Origin of the sequence: Glutamicibacter uratoxydans (assembly GCF_006539925.1) — a bacterium.
Lineage (GTDB): Bacteria > Actinomycetota > Actinomycetes > Actinomycetales > Micrococcaceae > Glutamicibacter > Glutamicibacter uratoxydans.
The window spans coordinates 47,408-73,098 of the sequence record NZ_BJNY01000001.1; the positions used below are offsets into that span (position 1 = coordinate 47,408).

The window sequence follows — 25,691 nt, forward strand, 5'->3', positions numbered from 1 at the left end:
GGTTGTTAGTCCTTTCCGTTGAGGAAGTTGGTTGCTTGGTTGGCGCGACGTTCGCGCCTAATCTCGGGAGTGTCAGACTCGACTCCAAGCTCATCCGACAGGGAGTTCTCGTAGCTGTACGAGTAGAACTTGGCTGCCATGTTCAGCCTGTCCGTGATCTGGTCGATGCCACGATAGAAAGCCATCTGCTCACTCCGCGTTAGTTCGAAGCTGTCAAAGCCGTGACCGTACCGCTTGTAGATGGCCAGCCGTCTCGCTTCAACGAGCTTGTCAAACTCTCGTCGGACGTCGACGCGCCCTTCAATGTCTGGGGCTTTCTCGGCTTCGCACCAGACGGACTCGGACAAGATTCGACGCACATCTTTCGGCGTGTACATGTAAGAGCCGCTGAAGTGCATGTAGTCGACACGCTCTTTAGTGGCTAGACGTTCGGCTTGCTTCTTCAGGACACCGGGGATGCTCTTCTCATAGTCGAGAATCTTCTTCCAGTGATCCTTCTCCTGCATGGAAACCCAGACGTCTTGCTCAAGGTCTTCCGCTTCGACGGTTGCGCTAGTGCGTCCGATCTTCTTGCAGACGTTGTGAACGACTTCCCAGTATTTGTGCTGGAACTCTTCGAAGGTTGTCGGCTTGTCGTCTACTGGTTCAAGGTAGGAGGCCATGCGTTCTTCGAAGGTGGTTCGTCGTGGGGTTTCGCTCATACGAAGTTAATGTCTCCAATGCTGCCGTCGATGAGGGTGAAGGTGAGGCCTGACGGGTTGCCCGTCTCGCCGGTAGTTTGCCGCCACCATGCCGACTCGGACTCCAAGGCTGGGAGGCCAATCATGAGCCGGTCGCCCTTAGCCTCTGAGTGCCAGTGGTGGTAGTGGCCGTGGATAAGAATGTCCGCGTCACCCGATGCGTGCTTGCCGAACGTCTGCCCCTTCCACCAGTCCCAGAGCTTCGCTTGTGAGCGGGTCTGGTGGCCGTGAATGTGGGTTAGGGTGCGACCGCCAACACTGAGGGTTACGGCCTCTTCGTCAACGCCTGGCACGTAGCACTCAACGTGGTTGTAGTTGCCTGACAGTTCAAGTGCATCGCGCACCGCTTCAAGGGCTTCGATGGCCCATGAGTCGTCTGAACGTGTCTTGTGAGTATCAGGCATGGCTCGGTCATGGTTGCCTGGAACGCTGACGACTGTGAGTCGATCAGCGTGCGGAGCCAATTGAGTGACTGCATGAAGCATGAGTCGGCGTAGTACACGCACCTGCTCGGTGATGGTAAGTTCAGTCCTCCAAGCGTTTGTGCCCTTCTGACTGTTGAAACCTTCCACGCAGTCACCGGCAAACACGAGGTGTACATGGCCCAGCTTGCCAACACGCATGTCCGCGATTGCCGCTCTCGCCCGTTCGACAGACTGATTGAAACGGCGCAGGGTTCCCTCAGTTCCATCACCATCCACCTTTCCCAACTGAAGGTCGCCGAACGCTACAACGTAGGAGCGGTCACTACCGTCTCGATGGGCATACTGGCGCACTGGGAGCTCCACTACGCGGTCAAGGACTTCCAGCAGTTCGTCAACGTTTACGCGTCCCTGAGGGCGTTCTACGGCGTTGAAGCGGAAAGCATAGAACTTGTCCTTCCACTCGCCGTCCTCGCCCTGTGCGCCTTTAGGAATGTAGACGTCCCACGAGGTGGAGCGGACGCCACCAGTGATCATCCACAGTTCTGGATCGAACCCGTGCGCGGTCAGCAGTTCCCGCTCGTCAGGGGTAACGCCAGACTCGTAAGGCTTCGATACAACTGTTGCTGTCCCGTCGTCTGTGCGGACGCTTGGACGCCACCCAGCAGGTGTGGCCTTCTCGATGGCACGCTCTTCAGCAACCTGCCGTGTCTTCGTCAGTTCCTCCAACAGGCTCAAAGGGACACCTTTCCTTCACGAAGCTTTCTACGAAAATGAACGACCTGCGCAGACGACAACTCATGCCCAGCACTGTTCAACGAACGAGCAATGTCTGTCGCCGTGAACATGGGGGAGTGGAGTGCTTCAGCTAGCGCCTTCTGCTCTTCGGGGGTGCAGGCCTTGTAGGCTGCTTCAACCTTGTCGACGCGTGCGCCGGAAGGGTTTAGATTCGCCAGAATGGCTGACAAGCTAGTTGGACTCCTTGAAGTCGACAGTGATCGTAAACTTGCGTAAGTTGGTACGCCCATGAACCTTTGTCCACTGGATGCTGACGAGGCCGTCTTCGGGGAACGCGTCACGGTCAACGCCTGCCGCTTCTTTCGCGTAGTGGAGAGTGTCACCGATGGGGTCAACAGCGTCCATGACTTCTACCTGCGTAACGAGTGTGGTGCGTGGCTCAGCCTTGGGCTCTTCAGGGAGCTTTAGACCACCACCGGCAATGGCTCGGTTGATGCTCTCCTGCACCTTCTCGGGATTAACCTTGCCGCCAAGGGCGAGTCGGGCACCTGGGATGCCATAGGCGTCCTCAGTCTGAGCGCGTCGACCCGCCTCGGTCGATGCCAACCCAACGGCCGGAACTGCGAGAATGTTGCCACAAGGTGAAGAGCAATCAGCAGGATCGTCCGCTACTTCCTTGAGCCAATCATTCGCGTCAGGTGTTGAGTAAGTGCTGATGCGACCAGTGCCATTCTCTCGGATTGCCTTGGCAGCTTCCGTCCTGCCCCTCACGACCCATACGATGTTGGCACTTCCTGAATCACCGCATCGCCTAACCGCATAGTTGGGCGAGCACCAAGTCGCACCAGGTGGCAGGCTAACGCCATCGAGACGAGGCGTCGTGTTGTCGCTTTCGACTACGTAAATAACTCGCAAATTGCTCAAGCTAGTTCCCTTCATTCAAGTATGGTGCGACCACGGCGTCCACCAGGTCGTGAAGTTCTTCGATGGTTCCCGCATTCTTCAAGTGGCGTTCTTCGCCAAGCCTGCCCACGTAGGCTTCGGAGGCGTGGGTGTCGTCGGGGATGCCAGCGCCGGGGCGCGTCACCTGCCAGAGGGACGCATTGATTCCCTCGTCCTTGCCGGCGTGGAAGTACTCGCCCTCGTTAGGGAATCGAGCATCGTCAATGACGACACGACTTACGCCAGCCTTGTAGAGCGATCCAAGTTCCGCGTCCAGCAATTTGATCCAGAACAGATCATCAATCTCGCGCAACCCCTCAGTGCCGAGACGCTGCAGGAACAGCCGGTAAAGCGGGTAAGCCTCTTTCAGCTCGCCCTCATTCGGGTGGAGCTCGCGCGCCACGTCCAAGTGGATTGGCTCAGCCACAAACTCGTCACCATCCTGGTAGGCGTGAATGCCCACCACTGGGTTGATGCGGTCAGCCATCGCCTTCAATGGGCCAGCGAAGCTAAGGCGAGTGAAGCTGTGCTTCTTGACTAGATGGTCTGCAACGCTTGATTTGCCGTGCTGCTTGTAGCCGGTCAGGCCGATTAGGGTTAGTTTTCCTGCCATACGATTGTTCCTTTCTCAACAGCGAACAAGCCGCTGATTTCGTTCGGGTTGGGTCTATGGGCGCGAATGCCCTCAAGCACTGTTAGCGCGTGCTCAGCGCTCTCAAGGTTCCGGTAGGGGCCATGCGTTCGCTCACGCGCCACAACTTGCATGACCCCTCCACGGTTGCGGTGCACGCCGTAGGTTTCTACGACGCGCCACCACGCCTCTGACTCGGGTACGTCTTCGCTCAAACTGTTGCGGGGAGCGCCAAACTCATTGGGACTTTCACCGGCAGCTGACGAACCTTCAGCTCAGAATGGTTGAACACTAGGTAGGGGAATCCGGGGAACTTCACCCACACGTTGAAGTCGTCGTCTTCCGGGTCAACCTCAGTGACTTCGCCCATGAGCTTCTGGCCACCGAAGTAGTTGGTGTCTCGAACCTCCACGAGCGATCCAACAGTCATGCCGTAGGCTTCGAAGTTGCGGTGATCAAACGCCTTCAACGCCCACTGCTCAACATGAAGGCGCAACTGTTCGAAACCGCGTGTGCCCTTCTTATGGCCGGCATTCTTACCGCCTGCGAGGATTTCAATCACGGACGCTTCGACCAGATGATGCTTGTCGGTCGACCAGTACTCTGTGATGTGCACGCCGTCGCACTCAATCGAATGCAACCAGTACGGCTTGCCAGTCAAGTAACGTGCCAGACGGAACTTACGGGACTGCACAATGCTCTTGGGCTTGAGCCAGCCTGAACGCACGTCGTCCATGGCAAGCTTCGATGCTGCTCGTCGAATGTCAGTAGTCATTAGTCCTTTCAAGGAACGGGTTAGGGGTTTACGAGTGGGTTGAAAGTGCCCGACGCATCAGGTCATTCACGGCGTCAGCACTCTCCGCGACGAAGAGGCTGTTGATGTCGTGACCTTCAGGGGCTTTCACGTGGATAACTTCGTGGTCTTCCATCTCAGCGGACACATGGTTGGCGAACTCCACACCAGCGCCACCATCGTCGTTGTCCACGGTCACAACGATTCGGCTGTAACCGTCCAACATGCGCTTGAAGTGTGGCTGCCATGCTTGCGTTCCTGCGATGCCAACAGCCGGGTATCCGAGCTGTGTCAGCGTGATCGCTTCAACTTCGCCCTCAGTGATGTAGATGGTTCGCCCACCACGCGTGAGCGCTTGAGTGTTGAACATGCGTGGCGACCCGCCAGCAACGTCCAGGTACTTGGCGTTACCCTCATAGGGTGGAACGGCCCTGAACCGTAGCTTCATGACGTCGCCGTTGGGCACTAGGTAGGGGATGCAGATGCGCCCCCGGTAGTTACTGTGCCCCGATGCGGGGTCGGCGACGACGCCCAGTTTGAACGCTCGTATGGTTGCTTCGGACAACCCTCGGTCTTCCGTTAGGTAACGGTGAGCTGATTGTCCGCTCTCGCTGAAGAGCTGCTGATGATACGACTCCACCGCTGAACCATTCATGTTCCTGCGCGAATCGCTGAGCGTCGCCAAAGTCGATATTCTCTTCCTCCATGATCAGTTGGTACGAGTCGCCACGCCTTGGGCAGGCGAAGCAGTGGAAAGTGTTTTTGTCAGTGTTGTAAACGGCGCTGGGATTCTTGTCCTCGCCGTGGAAGGGGCACCGAACCTTTTGGCCCGATGCCCTTCCCGGTTCGATGACCGCGCCGTAGTATTCGAGAACTAACTCAATGGACGGCTTAGGTGCATCTGACAACGGTTACTCGCAGTCGTTCTCCGGCTGCCATGACTCGTAGAGGTCCTGGGCTTCGCCGTACCATTCCCAGTTGTCTACACCGGCCTGCTCTAGAGCGCGCAACCAATCGCTGTCGCGCTGAAGCTGGTCGTATTCAGCCCGGCTGATCGTTATGTTCTCGGTTTCTACAGCTGCCATGTGATTCCTTCAGGCTCCTTCACCTTGTTGAGGGTTGATGTGTCTGCGAGGTGATGCTCTTGCCCGGTCAGCGCTAAGCCGACCTGACGTAGCCAGAAGGCGTCTACCTGGTTGTCGTCCTTGTTCACGAGGCTGGTGGCCTGCGTGTAATGGGCGAGCATCTTCTTCTTGTCGGCCCTGCCGTCGCCCGTTGCCGCCTTCTTCAAGGTGGACGGGACGACGAGGGCGTAGGGGATGCAATGCCGTTGAAGCTTTTCCCTAATGACGCCCTGAACCATGCCGGTGATTCCTGCGTGCATGGCGTTCCTTGGCAAGTCCTCCATGACCACCAGGTCTGGGCTCTGGTGGATGAATCCGTTGTCGGAGGTGTCGGCAATCTCAACTAGCCGCCAGTCTTTATCGGCTGGCTTGGTCTTGATCGTCTCCAACGAACCGTCTGGCCATGCCATGCCTGTTGCGCTCAAGGACGGGTCAATCCCCGCCACGGCGAGAGTGCTACTTATACTCGCCTCAAGTCTGCTAGCGAGCGAGTCAAGTCCATTGAGGCTCTGCGCACCGCGCCAGTGTCTTTAGGCGACACGTCCGTCCACTCCGACCAATGAAGGTCGTCGTTCGCCACGTCCTTCTCGTGCTGCTTCTGCTTGGCGCAAAGATGCTGCGCCTTGGCCACGAAGCGTTGAGCTTCAGCAATGGTCTCTTCTAGTTGGTTTGCGCTCATGCTCATAGCGACCGCACCTCTTCCGCAATGGTCGTCATGCCGTGAAAGAACTCTTTGATCGAAACAAGCTGGTCGGGATCATGTGGCTCATGCTCTAACGCGTTCACCAATAGATGGAGGCCGTGCGCAACAAGAATCATCTGATTAGCCTCAAGCCCAACGAGCGCAAGCTTCTTCTCGCCGTCCAGCTCGTAGGGGACGCGTACGGCGTCTTCGATGATTTCGCCTTCGAGAACTTCCGGCATTTAGCCCACCAATCGCAGGTCGGGGCGCATCGCTTCGGCAACACTCTTCGGAATGTCATCGTGTTCAGCAAGCACCTTGTAGACCTGCTTCGAGGCCGAGTGGAAGACGATCACACCCTCGGGTGCGGTCTTGCCTCCGTCTACGTGCGAGCCGGTGTCCAGGAGATGCTGAAGAGTGTCTTCAATGAAGCACGAGTCGAAGCGACCATAGACGCCCAACTGGGGGATGACCTCAAGACGATCCACCTCTTTGACCTCTTCAGTCCAACGCGGGTTGAACAAGAAGAACGTGCGTTCTTCCAGGTCGTAGCCACGCTGGATTCCCTTGCCAGCCCATTCACCAAAGTGGCGTCCGACGCCGAGAACGTCGCGCAGGACGCCAGCGTTCTGATGAACCCAGGAGGCGAAGCCGTAGTTGTCGGTCGCCTTGCCGGGAGTGATGAGGCGGTTGCGCGACTGCGCTGCTACCCGGCCATCTGGGGTGATGATGATTGCGCCGTTAGTGCCGTCAACCTTCTCCGAGATGTGGATGGTCTTGTTCAGTCGTGGAGTCTTTGGCCACGCTTCGAAGGTTGGTGCGTACTTGTCCTCGTGGACAATGCTGATTACTTCTGCGGTCAAAATGTTCCTTTCTAACCTTCGAACTTGCCCCGTTCAAGGTCGGCATGAATTGGTAGCCACCACTTACCGGACTGGTCTGCGCGACCGTTGCGGTTTTTGACGACGCTGGCTTTCATGTCCGACCCTGAGCGGGCGAGAGTGAGTATCACTGCTGGCGTCTTCGAGACTTTGCCTCGCACACCAGACAGCGGGATGATCGCCGTGCCATCCTCAAAAGCACCTCCAGCGTGATGGAGCGCGAGGACTGCGCTGCCTGTCAGCTTGGCTAGGTTCTTCAGGAAGATGCACGCTTCTTCGAGCGAGCGGAACTCGTCAGCCTCCATACCTTCGATGTAAAGGTCTTTGAGGTTGTCCATGACGATCACTTCAGGGAAGTGGCCGTAGGTTCCCTCGTAGGCTTTGAGCTCGTCGATGACGTACTGTTCGCTCGGGTTGGGTGTGAAGTTCCATGTGATGTGGGATTCGGTTTGGTGAATCGCCTGATCAATGGACTCCGTATTATGGTTGGCCATCATGTCTTCTACAGCCGACGACGTGTAGCCGGTAGCTAGGCACGCTGCTCGTTTGTAGATGACGTCTGGGCCGGTGTCGGCGCTGAAGTAGAGGCAGGAGTTGACTGCTCTTCCTCGGTCGCCGTGGTGGAGGATTGCTTGGATGAGGTACGACTTGCCACTGCCAGGTCCGGCGACGATCATGCTGAGCTGGCCTTTGCGGAAGTGGACGCCGTTCTCGTTGAACGCTTGCACGGGCGACATGATTGGTTCACCGCTGGCAGCGTTCCTTCGTAACGCCTGAGTAAGCGACTGCAACTAGGCGACCCCTACTGCGCCCACTTGGGCAACGGTGGGAGGCTACTGTCGCCACCCTGAGGGGCTGGCGGGGCGCTTGACGCTGGCAGGTTCGGCGCGGACTGTTCGTCGCTCCAAGGGTTGCTTGACGGCTTCTCGGCGGGTGAGGCTGACTCAGCCTGACTGGTCGGTGGCGTGTCCATTGGCGCGTCGTCTGGTCGACCCTCCAACCGTTCGCCAATGGTTCGCTGAGCTTCAGCTTCGTCACGCATGGCCGAAACAGCAGCGCCAATCAACGAGAAGCTAGCGGCATCTACGGTGGCAACAAGACGATCATGTAGCGCCTGAACCGTGTCAGCCTTCACGACCAGCTTCGCCTTGATCAACGGGTCATGAGACTCGATAGTGACCTCAAAAGCGTCACTCATAGGCTTGTCCTTTCAAAAGCTTGAGGGGGTTGGAACGCTTGGCCGTGACATGTCAGTGACGCGTCACGGCCAAGCAAATGAAGGGTTGGGTTAGGGGCTAGTTGTCGCCACCCCATGCACCAGCTGCCGCCTGAGCTGGCCAGTACTCAGCGGTGAAGTCCTTCGGAGGGTTCGACGGGTTCTTGCCAACACCGTAGCCACTGAAGGTGACTTTGATGGTGCCGTTGACCTGAGGCTCCCCAACGTTCTTCTCGATCAGAGCCTTGCCGATTGCTGCGCGCATGGTCTTCTTGTCCACGCACAGGACGGTTGGGGCTTCTTCTTCCGAAGGGGCGTTCAAGTCAAGACCTGGAATCAACTGCTCCATGATCGGATCACCCGACGGGAAGGTCTTTGGCTCGTTGGTGCCGTACTCGCGCTGCTGACGCTCAGTGACCTTGCCGGTAATCTTGAGGGTGATGCTGTCGCCAACAGTCTTGAACTTGGCGTACTTGCCAGAAGGGGTTGCTGCTGCGACAAATGCGTTGGTCAAAGTTATTTGACTCTCTTTCGTGTGTAACGGTGGTTTCGTTCTTGGACGGCTTTGGCGGGGCGTCCGGCCCGTAAAACTGTGTGTGGCTACTTGGCCGGGTAGTCGATGCCGTGGGCTTCGACGTACTTGACTGCGGTGACACCCAGAGCGTCGAGAAGCTTCTTGGACTTGTCCAGCTCTTGTGGGAATGACCAGTCATACCGGCGCTTCACTTCATTTAGATCCCCGCCGACAAATGACCAGCCCTTGTCATCAGCGAGGGACTTGTAGGCAATGGCGTCCAGTGCGTAATCTTCAACATCCTTGGCGACCTCTTCGGCCTTCAAAACTTCGAGGCGAATAGTGGCGGTGGTGCCAGCATCGTTCAACTCACTCAGGATGACAGCTCGATAGTTCGCATATACGCCTGAGTAGCGACTTTCTAGAACGCCCGCTGACTCAGCCTCGCCAATCTTTGCGGTGTCGTTTTCGTAGACTTCAAGCATTCGGCGGTAAACGAGCTCATGCAGCGCCTTGGCCTCATCCGTGTCCTGCTGGCGAGCCTTCCACGCCTCATGCTCCTTCTCCCACTCGGCAACTTCGGCCTCATGCTTGCGCTGCTCAAGCACTGAGTGGAGCTGGAAGATTGCAGAGCCGATAGCCTTTCCTCCTGAGCGATCGGCATCGTCTTCTGCCTTGAACCGGACGCCAGTCTCATCAGGGAGACGAATGCTATAAGGCTCAACGGAAAGAAGTCGGATTGCCAGCTTGAGGCGTTCATCTTCGCTCAAATGCAAGCGACCATCGCCAATAAGGCTGAAGATCGTTACGCCCGAGTTGATGTTCTCAATCTCGTAGCCATCAGCACCACCAGGGACGTCATCCTCAATGTCGAAGCCCTGCCCGATGTAGACCTCGTTGGCGTCGACGTAAGGATTGACGCCTGCTTTTAGGGGCACACGCTGGCGCACCGGCTCCACCGGCTCTGGATCGTCGTCCACGGCTACCTCAGCGCTCACGTTCCCTTCGCCCTCCAAGCGCTGCTTGAGGTCGTCAGAGTTGCGCAGGAACAAGGTCTGGTTCGGCTGGCCAACGACCTCAACGGTCTTCGCGGTGCCCTCAGTCACCAAGACCTGGCCGTTGTCCTTGTCGACCTCGATACGGTAACGGGCGTCAACACCGTTGTCGTTCAAAATAACTGGCATGTTTCTATGCTTTCCTTTCGTACTGTTCAGCGGACGGGACATGGCCTTTGACCATGCAATACTGGGCCAAGCCACAAGTGCGTTCGCAGTCCGCTGTCGGGTTAGGGAGGTACAGACCTAGACGTTCTGCCGTGTCCATCTGGGCGTATAAAGCGCCGAGACGTTCAGGCGTCCAGTGGGTTAGGTCGTACGAGTGATCCTTTGAAGGCTTCTCTTTGCCATGTGCGGTGGCTGGCCTTCCAAGGTGAAGGATGATTCCTTCGGTTGGGCGGGGGATGCCCATAAGCTGCTCGACCGCTAGAGCGTAAGTGCCTAGCTGGATCTGAGCGTTACCCGGTAGCTTCGAGCCGGACTTCAAGTCGACCGGAATGACTCGGCCATCACGGTACTTTCTTAGCTGGTCGATGAAGCCGTAGACTTCAACACCGCCAAGGGTGATGGTGAACTCAAGCTCGGTAGCGATTACACGCCACTCGTCTTCGTGCTCTTTGGCTAGTCGCTGGTAGTCATTGACTTGCCAGATGGCTTGTCCGAGTCGGTCTTCGATATCTTTCCAGCCGGACTTCCGACCTCCGACCATCCAAGCCGCCTCGTCGGGCCACTGCTCTCGGGTTTTACCAATCTCTTCCGTGTAGTAGGACTCCACGATGGACTGGATTTCTTTACTGCTTTGGGTTCGTCGGTTCTTTTCGAACTCTTCAATCCCGTGGTGAGCTGCCTTTCCGTGTGTGAACCAGGCAGCTGGTCTTTGTGGCGCTCTCGCCACTCTCTGTAGCCGGTAAGCTTCACCGCACGAGGCGTAGGAGCTTAGCTGGCTAACACTGCGCCGTTTTGGCGTCGTCAATTCAAGGGCTATTTTGTTCCTTTCCTCTTGAACAATCTCAACAATACGTGACTAGTCATGACATGTCAAATGACCTACCATTTAGGTTATGGCAGTAACAAAGACATCATCAAAGTCCAAGCCGTGGCGGGTCGATTACCGTGTCAACGGCGTACGCAAACGCCAGTCCTTTGCGACTAAGCGGCAGGCTGAAGCTTTCCAGCGCGACCAGCTTACTAAGCGTGACGCTGGCACGTGGGTTGACCCTAAGACGGCTGAGCGCACAACAGTTTCGGACGTGTGGAAAGACTTCCAGATGCTCATGCGTACGTCTGGGCCGAATGGTCGTGGCCCTACGGCTGACCGTGCGCGCATCCGATACGAACGCCACTGGCGCGCCTACATCGAACCCGTTTGGGGTTCAACACCTGTCGGGTTCATCAAGCATGAAGACGTGTCCGCATGGGTTGCAGGGATGAAGCGTCGGAGTGGTGGCAGCAAGGCTGACGGGTTCGTTGACGCTGGCGCACACCTGATCGCTGGCAACAAGCTCAAGCACGGGCTCGCTGAAGACGACGAGCGAACCATCCCACTAGGGGAGTCGGGTCGCAAGAGTGTTGCTGTCACGTTCAAGACGCTGATGAAGCACGCAACTCGCATGGGCGTAGTAGTGAACAACCCTGCACTCAACTCGGCTGGCGAATCAACCTACACGCCTGTCGCCAAGGTGAAGAAGCCACACATCTACCTGACAGCCGACCAACTGTTCACACTTCATGACGCAATGCCAGAACCTTACCGGCTCGGCATTCTCCTGAGCGGACTGTGCGGTCTGCGTTGGGGTGAGATGAACGGGCTTCGGGCCTCCGACGTAAACCTGAGCGAGCGAATCATCACTGTCCAACGATCACTATCAGAGCTTGATGGCTACCACATCGAGACGCCGCCTAAGAGTGGTGCGACTCGGCGCGTGCCAATCCCCGCTGTGATCGTTGAAGACCTGCGAGCGGTCATGAAGGAACGCCCGAGTGGCCTACTGTTCTCGTTCAAGAAGGGTGGGCCACCACTGCGAAACAACAATTACAACACCAGGACGCTGCGCCCAACCATCCAACGCCTACGCGCCAATGGCGTAGACATACCAGTCATGACGTTCCACGACCTCAGGCATACAGCGGTGTCGCTGATGATCAAGTCTGGTGCGAACATCAAGGTGGTTCAGGCGATTGCTGGGCACGCTACGGCAACCATGACACTGGATACCTATGCTGGCCTGTTCATGGATGACCTGATGGACAGTGTGGGAAGGCTCGATAACGTGCTTGAAAGTGGTGGACACTTTAAGGTCACTAGTAAGGCTTGATGCCTTGTGTTGACGCGGAAAGAACTATTCTTGCGAACGATGCGCTCTACCAACTGAGCTATAGCCCCTCCATGAATCACAGTACTCCGATCCGCGAGAATCGCAATTCGAGTACTTAAAGAGCAATGCTCCAGTCCCGAGGGGGCTGGAGCATTGCCGGGTGAAGAACTAGGAAACTTCCTGGAACTCCACGACCTCAGGCACGTTGCGCAGTGCAATCTTGGAGACGATCCAAATGACTGCGGTCAGGCTTGCGGTCAGCAGCAGCTGGGTGCGGGCCGCGGTGTCGGTCATGGAGACCGCCACGATGCCTGCCAAGACCACCAGAGTGGCGATCGACAGGTACGGGAAGCCCCACAGGCGGACCGGAAGGTGCTCGCCGTTCTTGTCTGCGCGGCGGCGCAGGATCAGCTGGGTCACCGCAATGAAGGTCCAGATCACGATGATGGTCGAGCCCACCACGTTCAGCAGGATCGGCATGACCTGGTCAGGCCAGATCCAGTTCAGGCCCACTGCCAGGAAGGAGAAGGCTACCGAGCTGAGCACGGCCTTGGCCGGTACGCCCTTTCCGGTCACGTGGGTGACTGCCACCGGGGCCAGCTTGCGCTTGCCCAGCGAGAAGAGCATGCGCGAGGAGCCGTAGATGTTGGCGTTCATTGCCGAAAGCAGTGCGATGACCACGACGGCGTTCATGACGGTGCCGACGCCTGGGACGTTCAGGACGTCCAGGGCTGCGGCGAACGGGCCGACGAGGATGGATGGATCGTTCCAAGGAACGATGGCAACGATCACCAGGATGGAGCCCAGGTAGAACACCAGGATACGTGCCATCACGGAGCGGACCACGCGCTTGATGTTGCCGGCCGGATCGTCGGATTCTGCAGCGGCGATGGCCACCACTTCGGTGCCGCCAAAGGAGAAGATCACGATGAGCACAGCCGCCGCGATGCCGGACATGCCGCCCGGTGCGAAGCCGCCGTGGGCAGCGAGGTTGCCCAGGCCCACCGGTGCATCGGTGGGAACGATGTAGCTGAGCACCAGGGCGCCGAAGACCAGGAAGATGATGATGGCCGCGACCTTGATGACAGCGAACCAGTATTCAAAGCGTCCGTAGTTGCGCACGCCAAGCAGGTTGGCGCCGGTCAGGGCGACCACGAAGAGCAGAACCCAGCCCCACTGCGGGACGTTCGGGAACCATTCGGCGACGATCGCCGCCGCGCCGGTGGCTTCTGCTGCCACCACGACAACCAGCTGGATCCAGTACAGCCAGCCCAGGGTGCTGCCAGCGCTGCGTCCCATGGCCTTGTGGGCAAAGGTGCTGAACGCGCCCGAGGACGGGTTCGCCGCGACCATTTCCGCCAGCATCGCCATGACCACGATGATCACGGTGCCCGCCAGCAGGTAGGAGATCAGCACCGCAGGACCTGCAATGGAGATCGCCTGGCCGGAGCCGACGAACAGGCCGGCGCCGATCGCGCCGCCCAGGCCCATCATGGAAATCTGGCGCTGGGTCAGCCCGGCATGCAGCTGGGTATCGGTGGACTCGCTCATGCCTGGGCTCCTTCGCGGACGGAGGCAAGGGCTGCGATGACGCGGTCCACGTCCAGCTCCGAGCCGGAGGAGATGCGCAGGCCGTCGCCCGGGAAGGCGCGGACTACGACGCCGCCGTCTGCCAGCTTGGCTTCGATGTCTAGGGTGTCATCGCCTGCGTTGATCCACACGAAGTTCGCCTGGGACTTCACTACCGGGTAGCCGGCGACTTCCAATGCTTCGTACATGCGCTCGCGCTGGGCGACGACCTCGTTGATGCGTACAGACAGTTCGTCGGCTGCGTGCAGCGATGCCACCGCTGCGCGCTGGGCCAGATCGGAGACGCCGAACGGGATCGCCACCTTGCGCAGGTTCTCTGCCACTTCCAGCGGGCTGATGGCGTAGCCGATGCGCAGGCCTGCCAGGCCGTAGGCCTTGGAGAAGGTGTGCAGCACAGCCACGTTCGGGTTGTTCTTGAAAAGCTCCACTCCGTCGGCGCGCACTGCCGAGCGGTCGAAGTGCACGTAGGCCTCGTCGATGACGATCAGCACGTCGCGCGGAACGGCGGCGATGAAGTCTTCCAGGGCCTTGGCCTCGACCACGGTGCCGGTCGGGTTGTTCGGGTTGCAGATGAAGATCAGGCGGGTCTTCTCGGTGACTGCCGCGAGCATTGCCGGCAGGTCGTGCTTGGAGTCGGCATCCAGCGGCACCTCGACAGGGGTTGCCCCGGCAATGCGCACCAGCGATGGGTACGCCTCGAAGGAGCGCCATGCGTACATGACCTCGTCGCCTTCGGCTGCTACCGCGTGGATCAGCTGTGCTGCGACCTCTACGGAACCTGCGCCCAGGGTGATGTGCTGCGGGTCCACCTGGTGCAGGGCTGCCAGCTCAGCGGTCAGCTGCGGGGCGGCGATGCTCGGGTAGCGGTGGATGGTGCCTAGGCCTTCGCTGATGGCGTCGAGAACCGATGGCAGTGGGCTGTGTGGAGACTCGTTCGATGAGAGTTTCGAGGCTCCAGCGGCCGCAGGCTTTCCCTGCTTGTATGCGGGAACAGACTGCAAAGATGGGCGCTGGTGAAGGGTCATGGGTTCCTCTCTGAAGACCATGGGCGCAAAATCGGGGTGCGGGTAACCCCGCTCATATGCTCGCGTGGCGCGACTCACAGACTATGACTTTAGATGGCGTTAATCTGTGGTTTCAATCGCTTTCGCCAGTACTGTGCAGGCTGTATAGCGATTGCGGGTCAGGCGGCCGATTTACTGGTCATTCTGTATAGCTGTTGTTGATTCTTTGGCGCAGGCTGCCACCAGGGGCAGCGTCCGGCCTTGGAAGTGCTCATGCAGCGCGAAGGCTGAGGACGTGCGGGCGACACCGGGAACCGTATTGATGCGGTTGAAGATGTCCTGGAGATCTTCCGGGGTGCGGGCCACCACGCGCAGCTGCAGATCCGAGCTGCCGGTGACCGTATACATGTCGATGATCTCCGGGATCGCCGCTTCCAACGCGTTGGCCACCGGGTCGTGCCCGTATTTCTGCACGATCTCCACCGCGCAGAAGGCGACCAGCGTGTAGCCGAAGCCTGCCGGCTGGATGCGAGGGACGATTCCCTGGATGACTCCCGCATCATGGAGCCTTGCCAGCCGACTGGTGACGGTTCCGCGGGCTACGCCCAGGCGGCGGGCGCACTCCATCACCGGCAGCATGGGGGACTCGGTCAGCAGATCAATCAGGTCTGCGTCCAATTGGTCGATGCGCATGGCCTTGCTCCTTAGCCTCTGCCGCTACTTGTTGCAGGACACACGCCATTGTGCGCCCTGTCTCTAAGGCTAACTCGCGTTAAAGGCGGTGGTGGCCCATGTCATGGAGAAAGATGGGATAGCTCACAGCAAACTGGTCTCGGCGGAGCGCAGACAACAAGGATTTAACTGCGGCTGAAAAGTTGATGAAGCCTATTCCGCGCCGGGCAATGCTGACGTAGCGTAGTGCTCGGCAAGCCGTGCAGCATACACATCAAGGGGATAAGGCCATGCAGCAGCTCACAGTTAATCTTTGGATGAATGGCACCGCCGAGGAAGCCGGGCAGTTCTATGCGTCAGCGCTTCCGCAGACCACCATGGAAGTTGAATCGCGCTACCCGGAAGAAGGGCTTGCCGATTTCCAGCAACCGCTGGCAGGCCAGGCATTGACCGTCTCGGTGTGGGTGGGCGGCACCAAGCTGACCTTGATCAATGCGGGTCCCGAATTTTCGCCGAATCCTTCCATCTCGCTGATCTTGAATTTTGATCCTTCTGCCATGGAAGACGCCGCCGTGCAGCTAGATGCCGCGTGGGAGGCCCTGCTGGACGGCGGGACGGTGCTGATGCCGCTGGGCGAGTATCCTTTCAGCCCGCGCTACGGCTGGGTGTCCGACCGCTACGGGGTCAGCTGGCAGCTGATGCTCACCAACCCTGCAGGAGAACCTGCACCGCTGATGATTCCGAACCTGATGTTTGCCGGGGCAGCGCAGAACAAGGCGGCTGAAGCCATCGACTTCTACACGGGGCTGCTGGGCGGCGAGATCAAGGCGAAGTTCAACTACGAGCAGGCTAATGACGTGGTGAACACGCAATCGGTCATGTTCAGCGATTTCACCTTAGGCCCGGACATTGTTTCTGCGATGGACTCGGGCGTGGCCCAGGACCTGAACTTCACCCCTGGCGTCTCCCTGCAGTGGGACTGCGACGGGCAGGAGGAAATCGACAGGGTGTGGGACGCGCTTTCGGCGGTGCCCGAGGCGGAGCAGTGCGGCTGGCTGACCGATAAATTCGGCGTCAGCTGGCAAATTGTCCCTTCCAATATGGGGGAACTGATGAGTCGCCCCAACGCGTTCGAGCACATGATGGGAATGAAGAAGCTCGTCATCGACGAATTCTAGGCGGCGGGTTGCGCACCGGCGCTGTCGGGGGCACTGGGTAGGCTGGCTGGTAGTTGATCGCCAGCATTTTCAGAACTGCACACGGGAGCGCCATGCCTGCACCAAAAATCCGCCATTTCGTCCTGCCGGAGCTTGCCGCTGGCCTGCCCGGGGACCTGCTGGATGCCGGCTATATCGACGCCTTGGAGTTCAGCTCCCTGAGCCAGGAATTCGAGGCCGATGGTGCCCGCTTCGAGGACTGCGCCTTCACGTCCTTGAACGCCCTGACCCTCTCGCTGCGCGCTGCGCGCTTGATCCAGTGCGAGCTCAACCAGGTCAATGCACCGGTGTTCCAGGGCACCGGGGTGCACCTGAACGATGTGCGCATCAGCCACAGCCGCTTTGGTTCGGCCGACGCTGCGGATTCGACCTGGGATTCGGTCATTGTGCAGAACTGCAAGTTCGGCTGGCTGAACCTGCGCGGTGCCAAGCTGCGAGATGTCGAATTCCGCAACTGCCAGTTCGACGAGCTGGATTTAGGCGAAGCGACGCGCGTGCGGTTCACCGACTGCCGCACCGCGGTGCTGGCCGCGCATCAGGCAAAGCTCAATTCCGTTGAGCTGCAGGGGCTGGACTTTGCATCGGTGGACGGGATTCCAGGGCTGCGCGGTGCCAGCATCAATTCTTTGCAGCTTTCGGGGCTGGCCGAGCAGCTAGCGGTCCACGTCGGGCTCAAGATAACGTACTGATCTGCGCAAACCGCCCTGCCAGCTCGCTGGCGGTGGAAATGATCATTGCCTGCATTTCCGCTGCGGCCCGAGTGAGCGTGACATCGCGGCGGTGCGCCAAGCCGATGGTGCGCTGCAGCTGAGGATCTTCCAGCTGCACCGCACGCAACGCCGTGCTCTGGGTCAACACGGTGGCTGGGACAACAGCCACGCCCAACCCTGCCTGGACGAAGCGCAGGACCGCGTCCATCTCTCCGCCGTCGATCACCACGTTCGGCGCCAGGCCGCGTTCGCGGTAGGCGGCCATGGTGGCGGCGCGCAGGTCATAGCCGTGGGAGAAGGCGATCTGCGGGATCGCGGAGAGCGATTTGAGGTCTATTGCCTGCCTTGGCCCAAGTACGCCGTCCGGCGAGTCGGCCACCACCAGGCGTTCGCGCAGCAGCGGGGTGTGCTCCAAGGTGGCCTCGTTCACCGCATGTTCGCTGGTGACGATCAGCGCCAAGTCAAGCTGTCCGCCAGACAGCTGTTCGAGCAGCACCCGGGAGCCTGCCTCGGCGATGTGAAGCTCAATACCGGGATACCTGCCGCGGAACTCGGAGAGGACTTCAGCAACCAGCGAGACGCACAGCGTCGGGGGAGCGCCGAGCCTGACGCGTCCGCGGCGAAGCCCTGCCAGCTCCGCCATTTCCACCCTGATCGACTCCTCGTCGGCCAGCATCCTTGACGCCAGCGGCAGCAATGCCTGGCCGGCGGCGGTCAGGGTGATGTTGCCGCGAGCACGGTGGAAGAGCTCCGATCCCAGATCGTGTTCAAGGGTGGCGATCTGGCGGCTGAGCGAAGGCTGCGTGAGGTGCAATTCTTCGGCTGCGCGTGTGAAGTGGCCCACGCGGGCGATCGTGGCAAAGCCCCGCAATTGCTCTAGATTCATACTGCATAGCATATCGCTATGGAAATCATGATGATTATTCATTGGACGTATTGTTCTTGCGGCGTGAAGCTGGACAACATGAGAAAACAACGTCAGATTTCCACATCAGTCCTCGTCATCGGCACCGGCGGATCCGGCCTGCGCGCAGCCATCGAACTGGCCGAAGCCGGCGTCGACGTCCTGGCAGTAGGCAAGCGCCCGCGCAGCGACGCCCATACCTCGCTGGCTGCCGGCGGCATCAATGCGGCGCTGGGCACCATGGATGAAGAAGACTCCTGGCAGCAGCATGCCGCCGACACCCTGAAGGAAAGCTACCTGCTGGCGGATCCGCGCACCGTCCAAGTGGTGGCCCAGGGCGCGCAGCGCGGCATCGAGGACCTCGAACGCTACGGCATGAACTTCGCCCGCGAAGAAGACGGCCGCATTTCGCAGCGGTTCTTCGGCGCGCACAAGTTCCGCCGCACTGCCTTCGCCGGCGACTATACCGGGCTTGAAATCCAGCGGACCCTGATTCGCAGGGCCGAGCAGCTGGACGTACGGATCCTGGACACCATGTATGTGACCCGGCTACTGGTCGAGGACGGGAAGATCTTCGGCGCCTACGGATTCGACGTCAACGACGGCACCGGCTACCTGATCTACGCCGACGCCGTGATCCTCGCGGCTGGCGGCCATACGCGCATCTGGCGCCGCACCTCTTCGCGGCGCGACGAGAACACCGGCGACTCATGGCGCCTGGCCGTCGAGGCAGGAGCCCGGCTGCGCGACCCGGAGCTGGTGCAGTTCCATCCATCAGGCATTATCGAACCGGAGAATGCTGCGGGAACGCTGATCTCCGAGGCGGCCCGCGGCGAGGGGGGCATCCTGACCAACGCGGCCGGTGAACGCTTCATGCAGCGCTATGATCCGCAGCGCATGGAGCTGTCCACCAGGGACCGCGTCGCACTGGCTGCCTACACTGAAATCCAGCAGGGGCGCGGCACCGAAAAGGGTGGAGTCTGGCTGGATGTTTCGCACCTGCCGCGCAAGGTGATCATGGAGCGCCTGCCGCGCGTCTACCAGACGGTGATGGAATTGCAGATGCGGGACATTACCGAGCAGAAGATCGAAATTGCGCCCACCGCTCACTATTCAATGGGCGGCGTCTGGGTGGACCCGCTGACCCATGCCACCGAGGTGCCGGGCTTGTTTGCCATTGGCGAGGCTTCCTCCGGTCTGCACGGAGCCAACAGGCTGGGCGGCAATTCACTGATCGAGCTGCTGGTCTTCGGCCGGATTGTCGGTCAGGAAGCGGCGGCCTACTCCCGTTCGCTGGTCAGCCAGCCTCGTTCGGCCGCCGCGGTCGCGGCCGCCCGCGATGAGGTCGACGGGCTGCAGGCAGCCCAGGGGCACGAAAACGTCCGTGCCCTGCAGCGCGCCATCCGCGACGTGATGACCGAACACGCCGGGGTGCTGCGCGATGAAGCAGGGCTGTTGGCGGGGCTGGCCAAGCTGGAGCAGATCGAGGAGCGGATCAAGAATATCGGCATCCATCCTGACATTGCAGGTTTCCAAGACCTCAGCCACGCCTTCGACCTGAAGTCCTCGGCACTGGCAGCGCGGGCCACCTTGGAAGCCGCGCTGGAGCGCCGCGAAACCCGCGGCTGCCACAACCGCAGCGACTACCCGCTGACCGATCCGCAGCTGCAGGTGAACCTGGTGTGGTCAGCGCAGGGCGGCGTCGTGCGCGAAGCGATCCCTCAGATCCCTGAAGAGATTGCACAATTGATGACCGAAGTATCCCAGGAGGGCAAGCTGGTGGAGTAGCCGCCACCAGCGAGCGTGCTGAAAAATCTTGAGATCAAGGAGGGCCGAGCCCCGCCAACTGTGGCGGGGCTCGGCTCTCCTTATACTCCGGGTTGTTACGCCGACCGATTTTCTGTATGACCCGAACGAAAATCTGCACGGGCATCCTGAAAAATCCGCGTGATTCCGGGGCAGAAAGAGCTTTTGGTGCGGGAGCAATTCGCCACTTGACTGAAGAACTGGATTGGAGGTTGACATCTTAGACCACCCCTGGGCTGTTTGGGCAAATATCAGCTGTGACGTCTGCTATTCTTGCCTTAGCCACAGGCTTCCCGGCACCTTCTGGCCGGTTGTAAAGATCGATGTGGACACCCAAAAAGCTCTGTTAATCAAGGGGACTCTCGATGTATTTAACTCCGCGTGAGCATGAAAAACTCATGATCGTTGTGGCCGCCGATCTAGCGCGCCGCCGCCAAGAACGTGGACTAAAGCTGAACTTTCCTGAATCGGTAGCCATCATCACCTACGAAATCATCGAAGGCGCCCGCGACGGACGAACCGTTGCCGAAATGATGAGCTACGGAACCACCATTCTCAAGCGCGAAGATGTCATGGACGGCATCCCGGAAATGATTGACCAGGTTCAGGTAGAAGCAACCTTCCGTGATGGCACGAAGCTCGTGACCATCCACAATCCGATCCGTTAAAACGTCTGAATCAAGCACCCAGGAGACCCGATGATTCCCGGTGAATACATCCTTCGCGATGAACCGATTCTGTGCAACGAACAACAGCAGACTCGCATCTTGAACCTCGTCAACCGCGGCGACCGCCCCATCCAGGTCGGTTCGCACTACCACTTCGCAGAAGTGAACAACGACCTGGAGTTCGACCGCGTCGCCGCCCGCGGCTTCCGGCTGGACATTCCCGCCGGCACCGCCGTGCGCTTCGAGCCGGGCGATGCACGCACCGTGCACCTGGTCGAATACGCCGGCTCCCGCGAGGTCTACGGCTTCCAGAACCGCGTCAACGGCCCGCTGGGCAAGCCGGTTCCCGTCGTGGAAACCGAAGCCATTGGCGGCACCGCAGGCATCGACTTGGACCGCGAACCAGAAGTCGTGCAGGACTACGACATCGACCTGCCCAACGAGGCGGAAGACGATTCGATCGGCTTCAGTACCAGCTTCGGCGTGGACCCGGTGGACGAGACGCTGCCGCCGCAGCCCCACGAGGCACGCCTGGCCGCAGAGGCAGAAGAAGCAGCCGAGGCGCAGGCCGACGGCGGCCAGAAGAATGAGCAGGAGCACTAAGCATGGGTTTTGAACTCACCCGCAAGCAGTATGCCGAGCTGTACGGCCCGACCACCGGAGATGCGATCCGCCTCGCTGACACCGAGCTGCTGCTTGAAATCGAGAAGGACTACACGCTCTACGGCGAAGAAGTAGTCTTCGGCGGCGGCAAGGTCACCCGCGAGGGCATGGGGCAGAACGGCCGGCTCACCCGCGACCAGGACGTCCCGGACACTGTCATCACCAACGTGGTGGTGCTCGACCATTCGGGCATTTTCAAGGCCGATGTGGCGCTGCGCGATGGGCACATCTTCAAGATCGGCAAGGCCGGCAACCCGGACATCTCCGACGGCGTGGACATCGTCATCGGCGCGGCCACCGACATCATCGCCGGCGAGCACAAGATCCTCACCGCAGGGGCCATCGACACCCACATCCACTTCGTCTCCCCGGACCAGGTGCCGGTGGCGCTGGCCAACGGCACCACCACGCTGATCGGCGGCGGCTCGGGCCCCTCGGAGTCTTCCAAGGCGACCAGCCTCACCCCGGGCCCATGGCACATCAGCCGCATGCTGCAGGCAGTGGAAGGCCTGCCGATCAACATCGGCTTCCTGGGCAAGGGCCATGCCAGCGACCGTGCGCCGCTGGCCGAGCAGATCCGCGCCGGCGCCATCGGCTTGAAGATCCACGAAGACTGGGGATCCACCCACTCGTCGATCGACAATTCGCTGAAGGTCGCCGACGAGTTCGACGTGCAGATCGCCATCCACTCCGACACCCTGAACGAGTGCGGCTTCGTGGAGGACACCATCGAGGCCATTGCGGGCCGCGTCATCCACACCTTCCACACCGAAGGTGCCGGCGGCGGGCACGCACCGGACATCATCCGCATGGCCGCGCTGCCGAATGTGATGCCGGCCTCCACCAACCCCACCCTGCCGTACACCACGAACACCATCGAGGAACACCTCGACATGCTTATGGTGGCCCACCACCTGAATGCCGACATCCCGGAGGACGTCGCCTTCGCCGACTCGCGCATCCGCGCGGAAACCATCGCCGCCGAAGACGTGCTGCACGATATGGGCGTCTTCTCCATCACCTCCTCCGATTCCCAGGCCATGGGCCGCGTGGGCGAGGTAGTGCTGCGCACCTGGCAGGTGGCCGACGCGATGAAGCGCCAGCGCGGCAAGCTGGCCGGGGACGAGCACTCGGTGGGGGACAACGCCCGGTTGAAGCGCTATGTCGCCAAGTACACCATCAACCCGGCCATCGCCCACGGCATCGCGGACTCGATCGGCAGCGTGGAAGAGGGCAAGTTCGCCGACCTGGTCCTGTGGGACCCTGCGTTCTTCGGCGTCAAGCCGGAGATGGTGATCAAGGGCGGACTGATCGTGCAGTCGCTGATGGGCGATTCCAACGGGTCGATCCCCACCCCGCAGCCGCAGACCCTGCGCTACAACTTCGGCGCGCTGGGCACCGCGGTGCACAACTCCTCGATCACCTTCCTGTCCCAGGCGGCCATCGACGAGGGAGTACCCGAGCGCCTGCGCCTGCGCAAGGTCATCCGCGCCTGCCACGGCATCCGCACCTTGACCAAGGCGGACTTGAAGCACAACGGGGAAACACCCGACATTCAGGTAGACCCGCAGACCTACCAGGTCATGGTCGACGGCGAGCTCGCCACCTGCGAGCCTTCGGAAGAGCTTCCGATGGCGCAGCGCTATTTCCTGTTCTAAACCTGTAATTCAAAGGAAGACAATGATCATCGAAGAGCTCGTGGGCAACCTCCACGAGATGCCAGAAGAAGCCTACGCCGGAAGGCACCACGAAAAAGTGGTGCTTCCCAGCTCTGCCTTGGTCAAGCGCATCCAGCGGCTGACCAGCGACCACGACCGCGAGCTGGGCCTGCGCCTGGCTCCGGGCCCGGACCTGCGCGACGGGGACATCCTGTACCTGTCGGACACCGAATTGATCACCGTCGCGGTGCTGCCCACCGATGTGCTGGTCATTGCCCCGCGCAGCATCTACGAGATGGGCACGGTGGCCCATGCGCTGGGCAACCGCCACCTGCAGGCCCAGTTCTTCGACGCCGATTCCGAATACCAGGCCGAAGTGATGGTGGTGCAATACGACCACACCGTCGAGGACTTCCTGATCCACCACCAGGCGCCGTACAACCGCCAAGAGCGCGTCATGCCGGTGCCGTTCCGCCATGCCGAACACACCCACTAGTTCGGCCCACCTGCTCACGCTGTTGCAGCTTGCCGATTCGGCGCTGCCCACGGGAGCTTTCAGCCATTCCTTCGGGCTTGAAAGCTACCTGGAAGCGGGGCAGGTGAGCGACGAGGAGAGCTTTCAGCAGTGGCTGAAGCATTTCCTGGCCCAATCGCTGGTATTCACCGACGGGCTGGTGGTCCGCCTGGCCTATGAAGCCGTAGAGATGGAAGAGGTCTTCTATCTGGACCAGCTGTCCAACGCGTCGGCGCTGCCGCGGGAACTGCGCGAGGCAGCGGTGAAGATCGGCGCCCGGATGCTTTCGGTGGCGCAGATGGTCTTTTCCAATCCTGAACTGGAACAGTACAGCCAGGCCGTTGCCTCGGGGCGCTGCTTCGGCCACCCGGGCATCGGCTTTGCACTGGCTGCCAAGTCCGCCGGGGCGACGCTGGCCGATGTGCTTGGCAGCTACCTGTTCTCCACGCTGACCAGCCTGACCCAGAACGCCATCCGCGCCATCCCGCTGGGGCAGAACGCCGGACAGCGGGTGCTCGCTGCCATGCATGGGCCGGTGGCACAGGCGGTGGAGACGATCTTCACCCTGGACCTCAAGGATGTCGGGGCCGCGGCGCCGGGGCTTGAAATCGCCCAGATGCGCCACGAACACCAGCGCGCCCGCATGTTCATGTCCTAGAACCGGACGGACGCGCACACTTTCAAGAATTTTAGGGAGTAAAACATGGAACCAATTCGCATTGGCATCGGCGGACCAGTAGGCGCCGGCAAGACCCAGCTCGTGGAGCGCATCACCCGCGCTCTGGACGGCGAAATCTCGATGGCCGCGATTACCAACGACATCTACACCATCGAGGACGCCAAGATCCTTGCAGCCAACGGCGTGCTGCCGCTGGACCGCATCGTCGGCATCGAGACCGGCGGCTGCCCGCACACCGCCATCCGCGAGGACACCTCGATGAACTCGGCAGCCATTGAAGAGCTGAAAGCCAAGCACCCGGACCTGCAGATCATCTTCGTCGAATCCGGCGGAGATAACCTCTCTGCCACCTTCTCGCCTGAACTCGTCGACTTCTCCATCTACATTATCGACGTGGCCCAGGGCGAGAAGATCCCGCGCAAGGCAGGCCAGGGCATGATCAAGTCTGACCTGTTCATCATCAACAAGACCGACCTTGCACCCTATGTTGGCGCCAACTTGTCGATCATGGAGTCGGATTCCAAGGAATTCCGCGGGGACAAGCCGTTCTGCTTCACCAACCTGAAGACCGATGAAGGCCTGGAGAAGGTCATCGAGTGGCTCAAGCACGACGTGCTGATGACGGACCTGGGCTAGTGGCAGCCCAATCCACCTACATTGAACCGGCCGGCAGCGCCTTCACCAGCGAGCTGGTGGGGGAGCTGCGGCTGGATATCGGCCGGCGGGCCGGCAGGGACATCGCGGTGTCGCAGTACAGCCGCGGCGCCCTGCGGGTCTTCCGCCCGCATTACCTGGATGCCAGCGGGCAGGTCTGCTACACCGTCATCAACCCGGGCGGCGCCTACCTCGGGGCTGACCGCTATGGGATTCAGATCACCGTGCGCTCGGGCAGCAGCCTGCTGCTGACCACGCAGTCCGCGACGAAGATCTACAAGACCCCGCAGGGCCCTGCCGAGCAGCATATGGTGATCGACCTGGAAGACGATGCGGTCTTGGAATACATCCCGGACCAGCTCATCGCCTACCGCGATGCCACCTATGAGCAGGACACCGTGGTCAGGATGGGTAAGCGCGCATCATTTGTCATGTGCGAAGTGCTCACCCCCGGGTGGAGTCCCGACGGCCGGCAGTTCAGCTACGACAAGCTGCGCCTGCGCACCGAAGTGCTGGTTGACGGCAAGCTGGCGGCTCTGGACAACCTTTGGATCGAACCTGCCGAACAGGCCATCGACTCTTCGCTGTACTTCAACGAGGCCACCCACGTGGGCATGCTCCTGGCGGTGGATGCGCGCATCGACGCCGCCATGGTCGCCGAGCTGCGCGAGCTGAGCTACCAGGCGGCTGCCGAGCAGCGCGACCCGGTGCAGGTGGGCATTTCGCTCACCGCCCTGCACGGGGTGGCGGTGCGCACCCTGGGCACCTCGACCGAGTCGGCCAATGCAGTGCTGATGTCGGTGGTGGACTACCTGCGCGCCCGGCTGCGCGGCCAGGAGCCGATGAACCTGCGCAAGAACTAGGGTTTTTCGCCGCGAAGCATACTTGGCCCGGCCGCG

General features: G+C 60.3%; 32 protein-coding genes and 1 pseudogene. 11 read left to right on the forward strand and 22 right to left on the reverse strand.

From position 1 onward, the window contains the following. Window positions 1–5: 5 nt before the first annotated feature. The 18 genes and pseudogenes from AUR04nite_RS00335 to AUR04nite_RS00415 all read right to left on the reverse strand — a co-directional run bounded on the left by AUR04nite_RS00335 (window position 6) and on the right by AUR04nite_RS00415 (window position 10,711). Window positions 6–701: a hypothetical protein gene (locus AUR04nite_RS00335; RefSeq protein ID WP_141360795.1), complete on the reverse strand. Its 696-nt coding sequence runs from the start codon at window positions 699–701 to the stop codon at window positions 6–8. Next, entirely contained in the window at window positions 698–1,900 is a 1,203-nt protein-coding gene (locus AUR04nite_RS00340) for a metallophosphoesterase (RefSeq protein ID WP_141360797.1), read from the reverse strand. Before AUR04nite_RS00340 ends, AUR04nite_RS00335 begins: the two co-directional genes overlap by 4 nt. Continuing rightward, the gene (locus AUR04nite_RS00345; protein WP_141360799.1) at window positions 1,897–2,130 is read right to left on the reverse strand and encodes a hypothetical protein; all 234 of its coding nucleotides are present in this window, start codon (window positions 2,128–2,130) and stop codon (window positions 1,897–1,899) included. Before AUR04nite_RS00345 ends, AUR04nite_RS00340 begins: the two co-directional genes overlap by 4 nt. A gap of 1 nt (window position 2,131) precedes the next feature. Next, on the reverse strand, window positions 2,132–2,824 hold the full coding sequence (locus AUR04nite_RS00350) for a hypothetical protein (RefSeq protein ID WP_141360801.1): 693 nt from the start codon (window positions 2,822–2,824) through the stop codon (window positions 2,132–2,134). Between the two features lies 1 nt (window position 2,825). After that, window positions 2,826–3,455 (reverse strand): deoxynucleotide monophosphate kinase family protein, encoded by a 630-nt coding sequence (locus AUR04nite_RS00355; RefSeq protein WP_141360803.1) that lies wholly within the window; start codon window positions 3,453–3,455, stop codon window positions 2,826–2,828. A gap of 229 nt (window positions 3,456–3,684) precedes the next feature. Beyond that, the gene (locus tag AUR04nite_RS00360; protein ID WP_141360805.1) at window positions 3,685–4,248 is read right to left on the reverse strand and encodes a hypothetical protein; all 564 of its coding nucleotides are present in this window, start codon (window positions 4,246–4,248) and stop codon (window positions 3,685–3,687) included. A gap of 28 nt (window positions 4,249–4,276) precedes the next feature. Continuing rightward, window positions 4,277–4,951 (reverse strand): toprim domain-containing protein, encoded by a 675-nt coding sequence (locus tag AUR04nite_RS18200; protein ID WP_246055231.1) that lies wholly within the window; start codon window positions 4,949–4,951, stop codon window positions 4,277–4,279. A gap of 43 nt (window positions 4,952–4,994) precedes the next feature. Next, a pseudogene (locus AUR04nite_RS18500) lies at window positions 4,995–5,174 on the reverse strand (CHC2 zinc finger domain-containing protein); the annotation flags it as partial. A 3-nt stretch (window positions 5,175–5,177) separates the two neighbouring features. Then, complete coding sequence (locus AUR04nite_RS17795; RefSeq protein WP_170184022.1) at window positions 5,178–5,351, reverse strand: hypothetical protein; 174 nt, start codon at window positions 5,349–5,351, stop codon at window positions 5,178–5,180. After that, a complete protein-coding gene (locus AUR04nite_RS00375; protein ID WP_141360811.1) occupies window positions 5,339–5,800 on the reverse strand; it encodes a crossover junction endodeoxyribonuclease RuvC in 462 nt (153 codons plus the stop codon). The genes AUR04nite_RS17795 and AUR04nite_RS00375 overlap by 13 nt, the downstream gene beginning before the upstream one ends. Window positions 5,801–5,850: 50 nt before the next feature. Further along, window positions 5,851–6,075, reverse strand: coding sequence for a hypothetical protein (locus AUR04nite_RS00380; RefSeq protein WP_141360813.1), 225 nt, complete (start codon window positions 6,073–6,075; stop codon window positions 5,851–5,853). Further along, entirely contained in the window at window positions 6,072–6,314 is a 243-nt protein-coding gene (locus AUR04nite_RS00385; protein WP_141360815.1) for a hypothetical protein, read from the reverse strand. Before AUR04nite_RS00385 ends, AUR04nite_RS00380 begins: the two co-directional genes overlap by 4 nt. Continuing rightward, window positions 6,315–6,935 carry an RNA ligase family protein gene (locus AUR04nite_RS00390; protein WP_218024608.1) on the reverse strand — a complete coding sequence of 207 codons (621 nt, stop codon included), beginning with the start codon at window positions 6,933–6,935 and terminating at the stop codon, window positions 6,315–6,317. It lies immediately after the preceding gene. Between the two features lie 11 nt (window positions 6,936–6,946). Next, window positions 6,947–7,681 carry an AAA family ATPase gene (locus AUR04nite_RS00395; protein ID WP_170184023.1) on the reverse strand — a complete coding sequence of 245 codons (735 nt, stop codon included), beginning with the start codon at window positions 7,679–7,681 and terminating at the stop codon, window positions 6,947–6,949. A gap of 74 nt (window positions 7,682–7,755) precedes the next feature. After that, window positions 7,756–8,151 (reverse strand): hypothetical protein, encoded by a 396-nt coding sequence (locus AUR04nite_RS00400; RefSeq protein WP_141360822.1) that lies wholly within the window; start codon window positions 8,149–8,151, stop codon window positions 7,756–7,758. 97 nt (window positions 8,152–8,248) lie between these two features. Then, entirely contained in the window at window positions 8,249–8,683 is a 435-nt protein-coding gene (locus tag AUR04nite_RS00405) for a hypothetical protein (RefSeq protein ID WP_141360824.1), read from the reverse strand. 86 nt (window positions 8,684–8,769) lie between these two features. Further along, window positions 8,770–9,867 carry a hypothetical protein gene (locus tag AUR04nite_RS00410; protein ID WP_141360826.1) on the reverse strand — a complete coding sequence of 366 codons (1,098 nt, stop codon included), beginning with the start codon at window positions 9,865–9,867 and terminating at the stop codon, window positions 8,770–8,772. Between the two features lie 4 nt (window positions 9,868–9,871). Then, window positions 9,872–10,711 carry a RecB family exonuclease gene (locus tag AUR04nite_RS00415; RefSeq protein WP_170184024.1) on the reverse strand — a complete coding sequence of 280 codons (840 nt, stop codon included), beginning with the start codon at window positions 10,709–10,711 and terminating at the stop codon, window positions 9,872–9,874. 88 nt (window positions 10,712–10,799) lie between these two features. On the opposite strand from AUR04nite_RS00415, the gene AUR04nite_RS00420 reads away from it, so the two are divergent. Further along, window positions 10,800–12,053 (forward strand): tyrosine-type recombinase/integrase, encoded by a 1,254-nt coding sequence (locus tag AUR04nite_RS00420; protein WP_141360830.1) that lies wholly within the window; start codon window positions 10,800–10,802, stop codon window positions 12,051–12,053. Between the two features lie 168 nt (window positions 12,054–12,221). On the opposite strand, the gene AUR04nite_RS00425 is transcribed toward AUR04nite_RS00420, so the two are convergent. From AUR04nite_RS00425 to AUR04nite_RS00435, 3 genes are all read right to left on the reverse strand, one after another. Continuing rightward, the gene (locus AUR04nite_RS00425) at window positions 12,222–13,604 is read right to left on the reverse strand and encodes an amino acid permease (protein WP_141360832.1); all 1,383 of its coding nucleotides are present in this window, start codon (window positions 13,602–13,604) and stop codon (window positions 12,222–12,224) included. Next, window positions 13,601–14,668: a histidinol-phosphate transaminase gene (hisC, locus tag AUR04nite_RS00430; protein ID WP_141360834.1), complete on the reverse strand. Its 1,068-nt coding sequence runs from the start codon at window positions 14,666–14,668 to the stop codon at window positions 13,601–13,603. The genes AUR04nite_RS00425 and hisC overlap by 4 nt, the downstream gene beginning before the upstream one ends. Before the next feature lie 171 nt (window positions 14,669–14,839). Continuing rightward, window positions 14,840–15,340 carry an Lrp/AsnC family transcriptional regulator gene (locus tag AUR04nite_RS00435; RefSeq protein WP_141360836.1) on the reverse strand — a complete coding sequence of 167 codons (501 nt, stop codon included), beginning with the start codon at window positions 15,338–15,340 and terminating at the stop codon, window positions 14,840–14,842. Window positions 15,341–15,609: 269 nt separating this feature from the next. On the opposite strand from AUR04nite_RS00435, the gene AUR04nite_RS00440 reads away from it, so the two are divergent. Then, entirely contained in the window at window positions 15,610–16,497 is an 888-nt protein-coding gene (locus tag AUR04nite_RS00440; protein WP_141360838.1) for a VOC family protein, read from the forward strand. A gap of 92 nt (window positions 16,498–16,589) precedes the next feature. Further along, window positions 16,590–17,225 carry a pentapeptide repeat-containing protein gene (locus AUR04nite_RS00445; RefSeq protein WP_141360840.1) on the forward strand — a complete coding sequence of 212 codons (636 nt, stop codon included), beginning with the start codon at window positions 16,590–16,592 and terminating at the stop codon, window positions 17,223–17,225. On the opposite strand, the gene AUR04nite_RS00450 is transcribed toward AUR04nite_RS00445, so the two are convergent. Then, on the reverse strand, window positions 17,209–18,132 hold the full coding sequence (locus AUR04nite_RS00450; protein WP_141360842.1) for a LysR family transcriptional regulator: 924 nt from the start codon (window positions 18,130–18,132) through the stop codon (window positions 17,209–17,211). The genes AUR04nite_RS00445 and AUR04nite_RS00450 overlap by 17 nt on opposite strands. A 78-nt stretch (window positions 18,133–18,210) precedes the next feature. On the opposite strand from AUR04nite_RS00450, the gene AUR04nite_RS00455 reads away from it, so the two are divergent. From AUR04nite_RS00455 to AUR04nite_RS00490, 8 genes are all read left to right on the forward strand, one after another. Next, the gene (locus tag AUR04nite_RS00455) at window positions 18,211–19,938 is read left to right on the forward strand and encodes an L-aspartate oxidase (protein WP_141360844.1); all 1,728 of its coding nucleotides are present in this window, start codon (window positions 18,211–18,213) and stop codon (window positions 19,936–19,938) included. Window positions 19,939–20,321: 383 nt separating this feature from the next. After that, window positions 20,322–20,624 carry an urease subunit gamma gene (locus tag AUR04nite_RS00460; protein ID WP_141360846.1) on the forward strand — a complete coding sequence of 101 codons (303 nt, stop codon included), beginning with the start codon at window positions 20,322–20,324 and terminating at the stop codon, window positions 20,622–20,624. A 30-nt stretch (window positions 20,625–20,654) separates the two neighbouring features. Next, window positions 20,655–21,227, forward strand: a complete 573-nt coding sequence (locus AUR04nite_RS18475) for an urease subunit beta (protein ID WP_141360848.1) — start codon at window positions 20,655–20,657, stop codon at window positions 21,225–21,227. Window positions 21,228–21,229: 2 nt separating this feature from the next. After that, window positions 21,230–22,945: an urease subunit alpha gene (gene ureC / locus AUR04nite_RS00470; RefSeq protein ID WP_141360850.1), complete on the forward strand. Its 1,716-nt coding sequence runs from the start codon at window positions 21,230–21,232 to the stop codon at window positions 22,943–22,945. A gap of 22 nt (window positions 22,946–22,967) precedes the next feature. Then, on the forward strand, window positions 22,968–23,441 hold the full coding sequence (gene ureE / locus AUR04nite_RS00475; protein WP_141360852.1) for an urease accessory protein UreE: 474 nt from the start codon (window positions 22,968–22,970) through the stop codon (window positions 23,439–23,441). Continuing rightward, entirely contained in the window at window positions 23,422–24,117 is a 696-nt protein-coding gene (locus AUR04nite_RS00480; protein ID WP_141360854.1) for an urease accessory protein UreF, read from the forward strand. Before ureE ends, AUR04nite_RS00480 begins: the two co-directional genes overlap by 20 nt. Before the next feature lie 45 nt (window positions 24,118–24,162). Beyond that, on the forward strand, window positions 24,163–24,774 hold the full coding sequence (gene ureG / locus AUR04nite_RS00485) for an urease accessory protein UreG (protein WP_141360856.1): 612 nt from the start codon (window positions 24,163–24,165) through the stop codon (window positions 24,772–24,774). Further along, complete coding sequence (locus AUR04nite_RS00490; protein ID WP_246055235.1) at window positions 24,774–25,655, forward strand: urease accessory protein UreD; 882 nt, start codon at window positions 24,774–24,776, stop codon at window positions 25,653–25,655. The genes ureG and AUR04nite_RS00490 overlap by 1 nt, the downstream gene beginning before the upstream one ends. The last annotated feature ends 36 nt before the right edge of the window (window positions 25,656–25,691 follow it).

Excerpts from the sequence above, each read along its gene's own strand:
- AUR04nite_RS00335 (WP_141360795.1), bottom strand. The coding sequence starts at position 701 with ATGAGCGAAACCCCACGACGAACCACCTTCGAAGAACGCATGGCCTCC.
- AUR04nite_RS00355 (WP_141360803.1), bottom strand. The coding sequence starts at position 3,455 with ATGGCAGGAAAACTAACCCTAATCGGCCTGACCGGCTACAAGCAGCAC.
- AUR04nite_RS00360 (WP_141360805.1), bottom strand. The coding sequence starts at position 4,248 with ATGACTACTGACATTCGACGAGCAGCATCGAAGCTTGCCATGGACGAC.
- AUR04nite_RS17795 (WP_170184022.1), bottom strand. The coding sequence starts at position 5,351 with ATGGCAGCTGTAGAAACCGAGAACATAACGATCAGCCGGGCTGAATAC.
- AUR04nite_RS00375 (WP_141360811.1), bottom strand. The coding sequence starts at position 5,800 with ATGGCATGGCCAGACGGTTCGTTGGAGACGATCAAGACCAAGCCAGCC.
- AUR04nite_RS00380 (WP_141360813.1), bottom strand. The coding sequence starts at position 6,075 with ATGAGCATGAGCGCAAACCAACTAGAAGAGACCATTGCTGAAGCTCAA.
- AUR04nite_RS00385 (WP_141360815.1), bottom strand. The coding sequence starts at position 6,314 with ATGCCGGAAGTTCTCGAAGGCGAAATCATCGAAGACGCCGTACGCGTC.
- AUR04nite_RS00400 (WP_141360822.1), bottom strand. The coding sequence starts at position 8,151 with ATGAGTGACGCTTTTGAGGTCACTATCGAGTCTCATGACCCGTTGATC.
- AUR04nite_RS00410 (WP_141360826.1), bottom strand. The coding sequence starts at position 9,867 with ATGCCAGTTATTTTGAACGACAACGGTGTTGACGCCCGTTACCGTATC.
- AUR04nite_RS00420 (WP_141360830.1), top strand. The coding sequence starts at position 10,800 with ATGGCAGTAACAAAGACATCATCAAAGTCCAAGCCGTGGCGGGTCGAT.
- AUR04nite_RS00425 (WP_141360832.1), bottom strand. The coding sequence starts at position 13,604 with ATGAGCGAGTCCACCGATACCCAGCTGCATGCCGGGCTGACCCAGCGC.
- hisC (WP_141360834.1), bottom strand. The coding sequence starts at position 14,668 with ATGACCCTTCACCAGCGCCCATCTTTGCAGTCTGTTCCCGCATACAAG.
- AUR04nite_RS00435 (WP_141360836.1), bottom strand. The coding sequence starts at position 15,340 with ATGCGCATCGACCAATTGGACGCAGACCTGATTGATCTGCTGACCGAG.
- AUR04nite_RS00440 (WP_141360838.1), top strand. The coding sequence starts at position 15,610 with ATGCAGCAGCTCACAGTTAATCTTTGGATGAATGGCACCGCCGAGGAA.
- AUR04nite_RS00445 (WP_141360840.1), top strand. The coding sequence starts at position 16,590 with ATGCCTGCACCAAAAATCCGCCATTTCGTCCTGCCGGAGCTTGCCGCT.
- AUR04nite_RS00450 (WP_141360842.1), bottom strand. The coding sequence starts at position 18,132 with ATGAATCTAGAGCAATTGCGGGGCTTTGCCACGATCGCCCGCGTGGGC.
- AUR04nite_RS00455 (WP_141360844.1), top strand. The coding sequence starts at position 18,211 with ATGAGAAAACAACGTCAGATTTCCACATCAGTCCTCGTCATCGGCACC.
- AUR04nite_RS00460 (WP_141360846.1), top strand. The coding sequence starts at position 20,322 with ATGTATTTAACTCCGCGTGAGCATGAAAAACTCATGATCGTTGTGGCC.
- AUR04nite_RS18475 (WP_141360848.1), top strand. The coding sequence starts at position 20,655 with ATGATTCCCGGTGAATACATCCTTCGCGATGAACCGATTCTGTGCAAC.
- ureC (WP_141360850.1), top strand. The coding sequence starts at position 21,230 with ATGGGTTTTGAACTCACCCGCAAGCAGTATGCCGAGCTGTACGGCCCG.
- ureE (WP_141360852.1), top strand. The coding sequence starts at position 22,968 with ATGATCATCGAAGAGCTCGTGGGCAACCTCCACGAGATGCCAGAAGAA.
- AUR04nite_RS00480 (WP_141360854.1), top strand. The coding sequence starts at position 23,422 with ATGCCGAACACACCCACTAGTTCGGCCCACCTGCTCACGCTGTTGCAG.
- ureG (WP_141360856.1), top strand. The coding sequence starts at position 24,163 with ATGGAACCAATTCGCATTGGCATCGGCGGACCAGTAGGCGCCGGCAAG.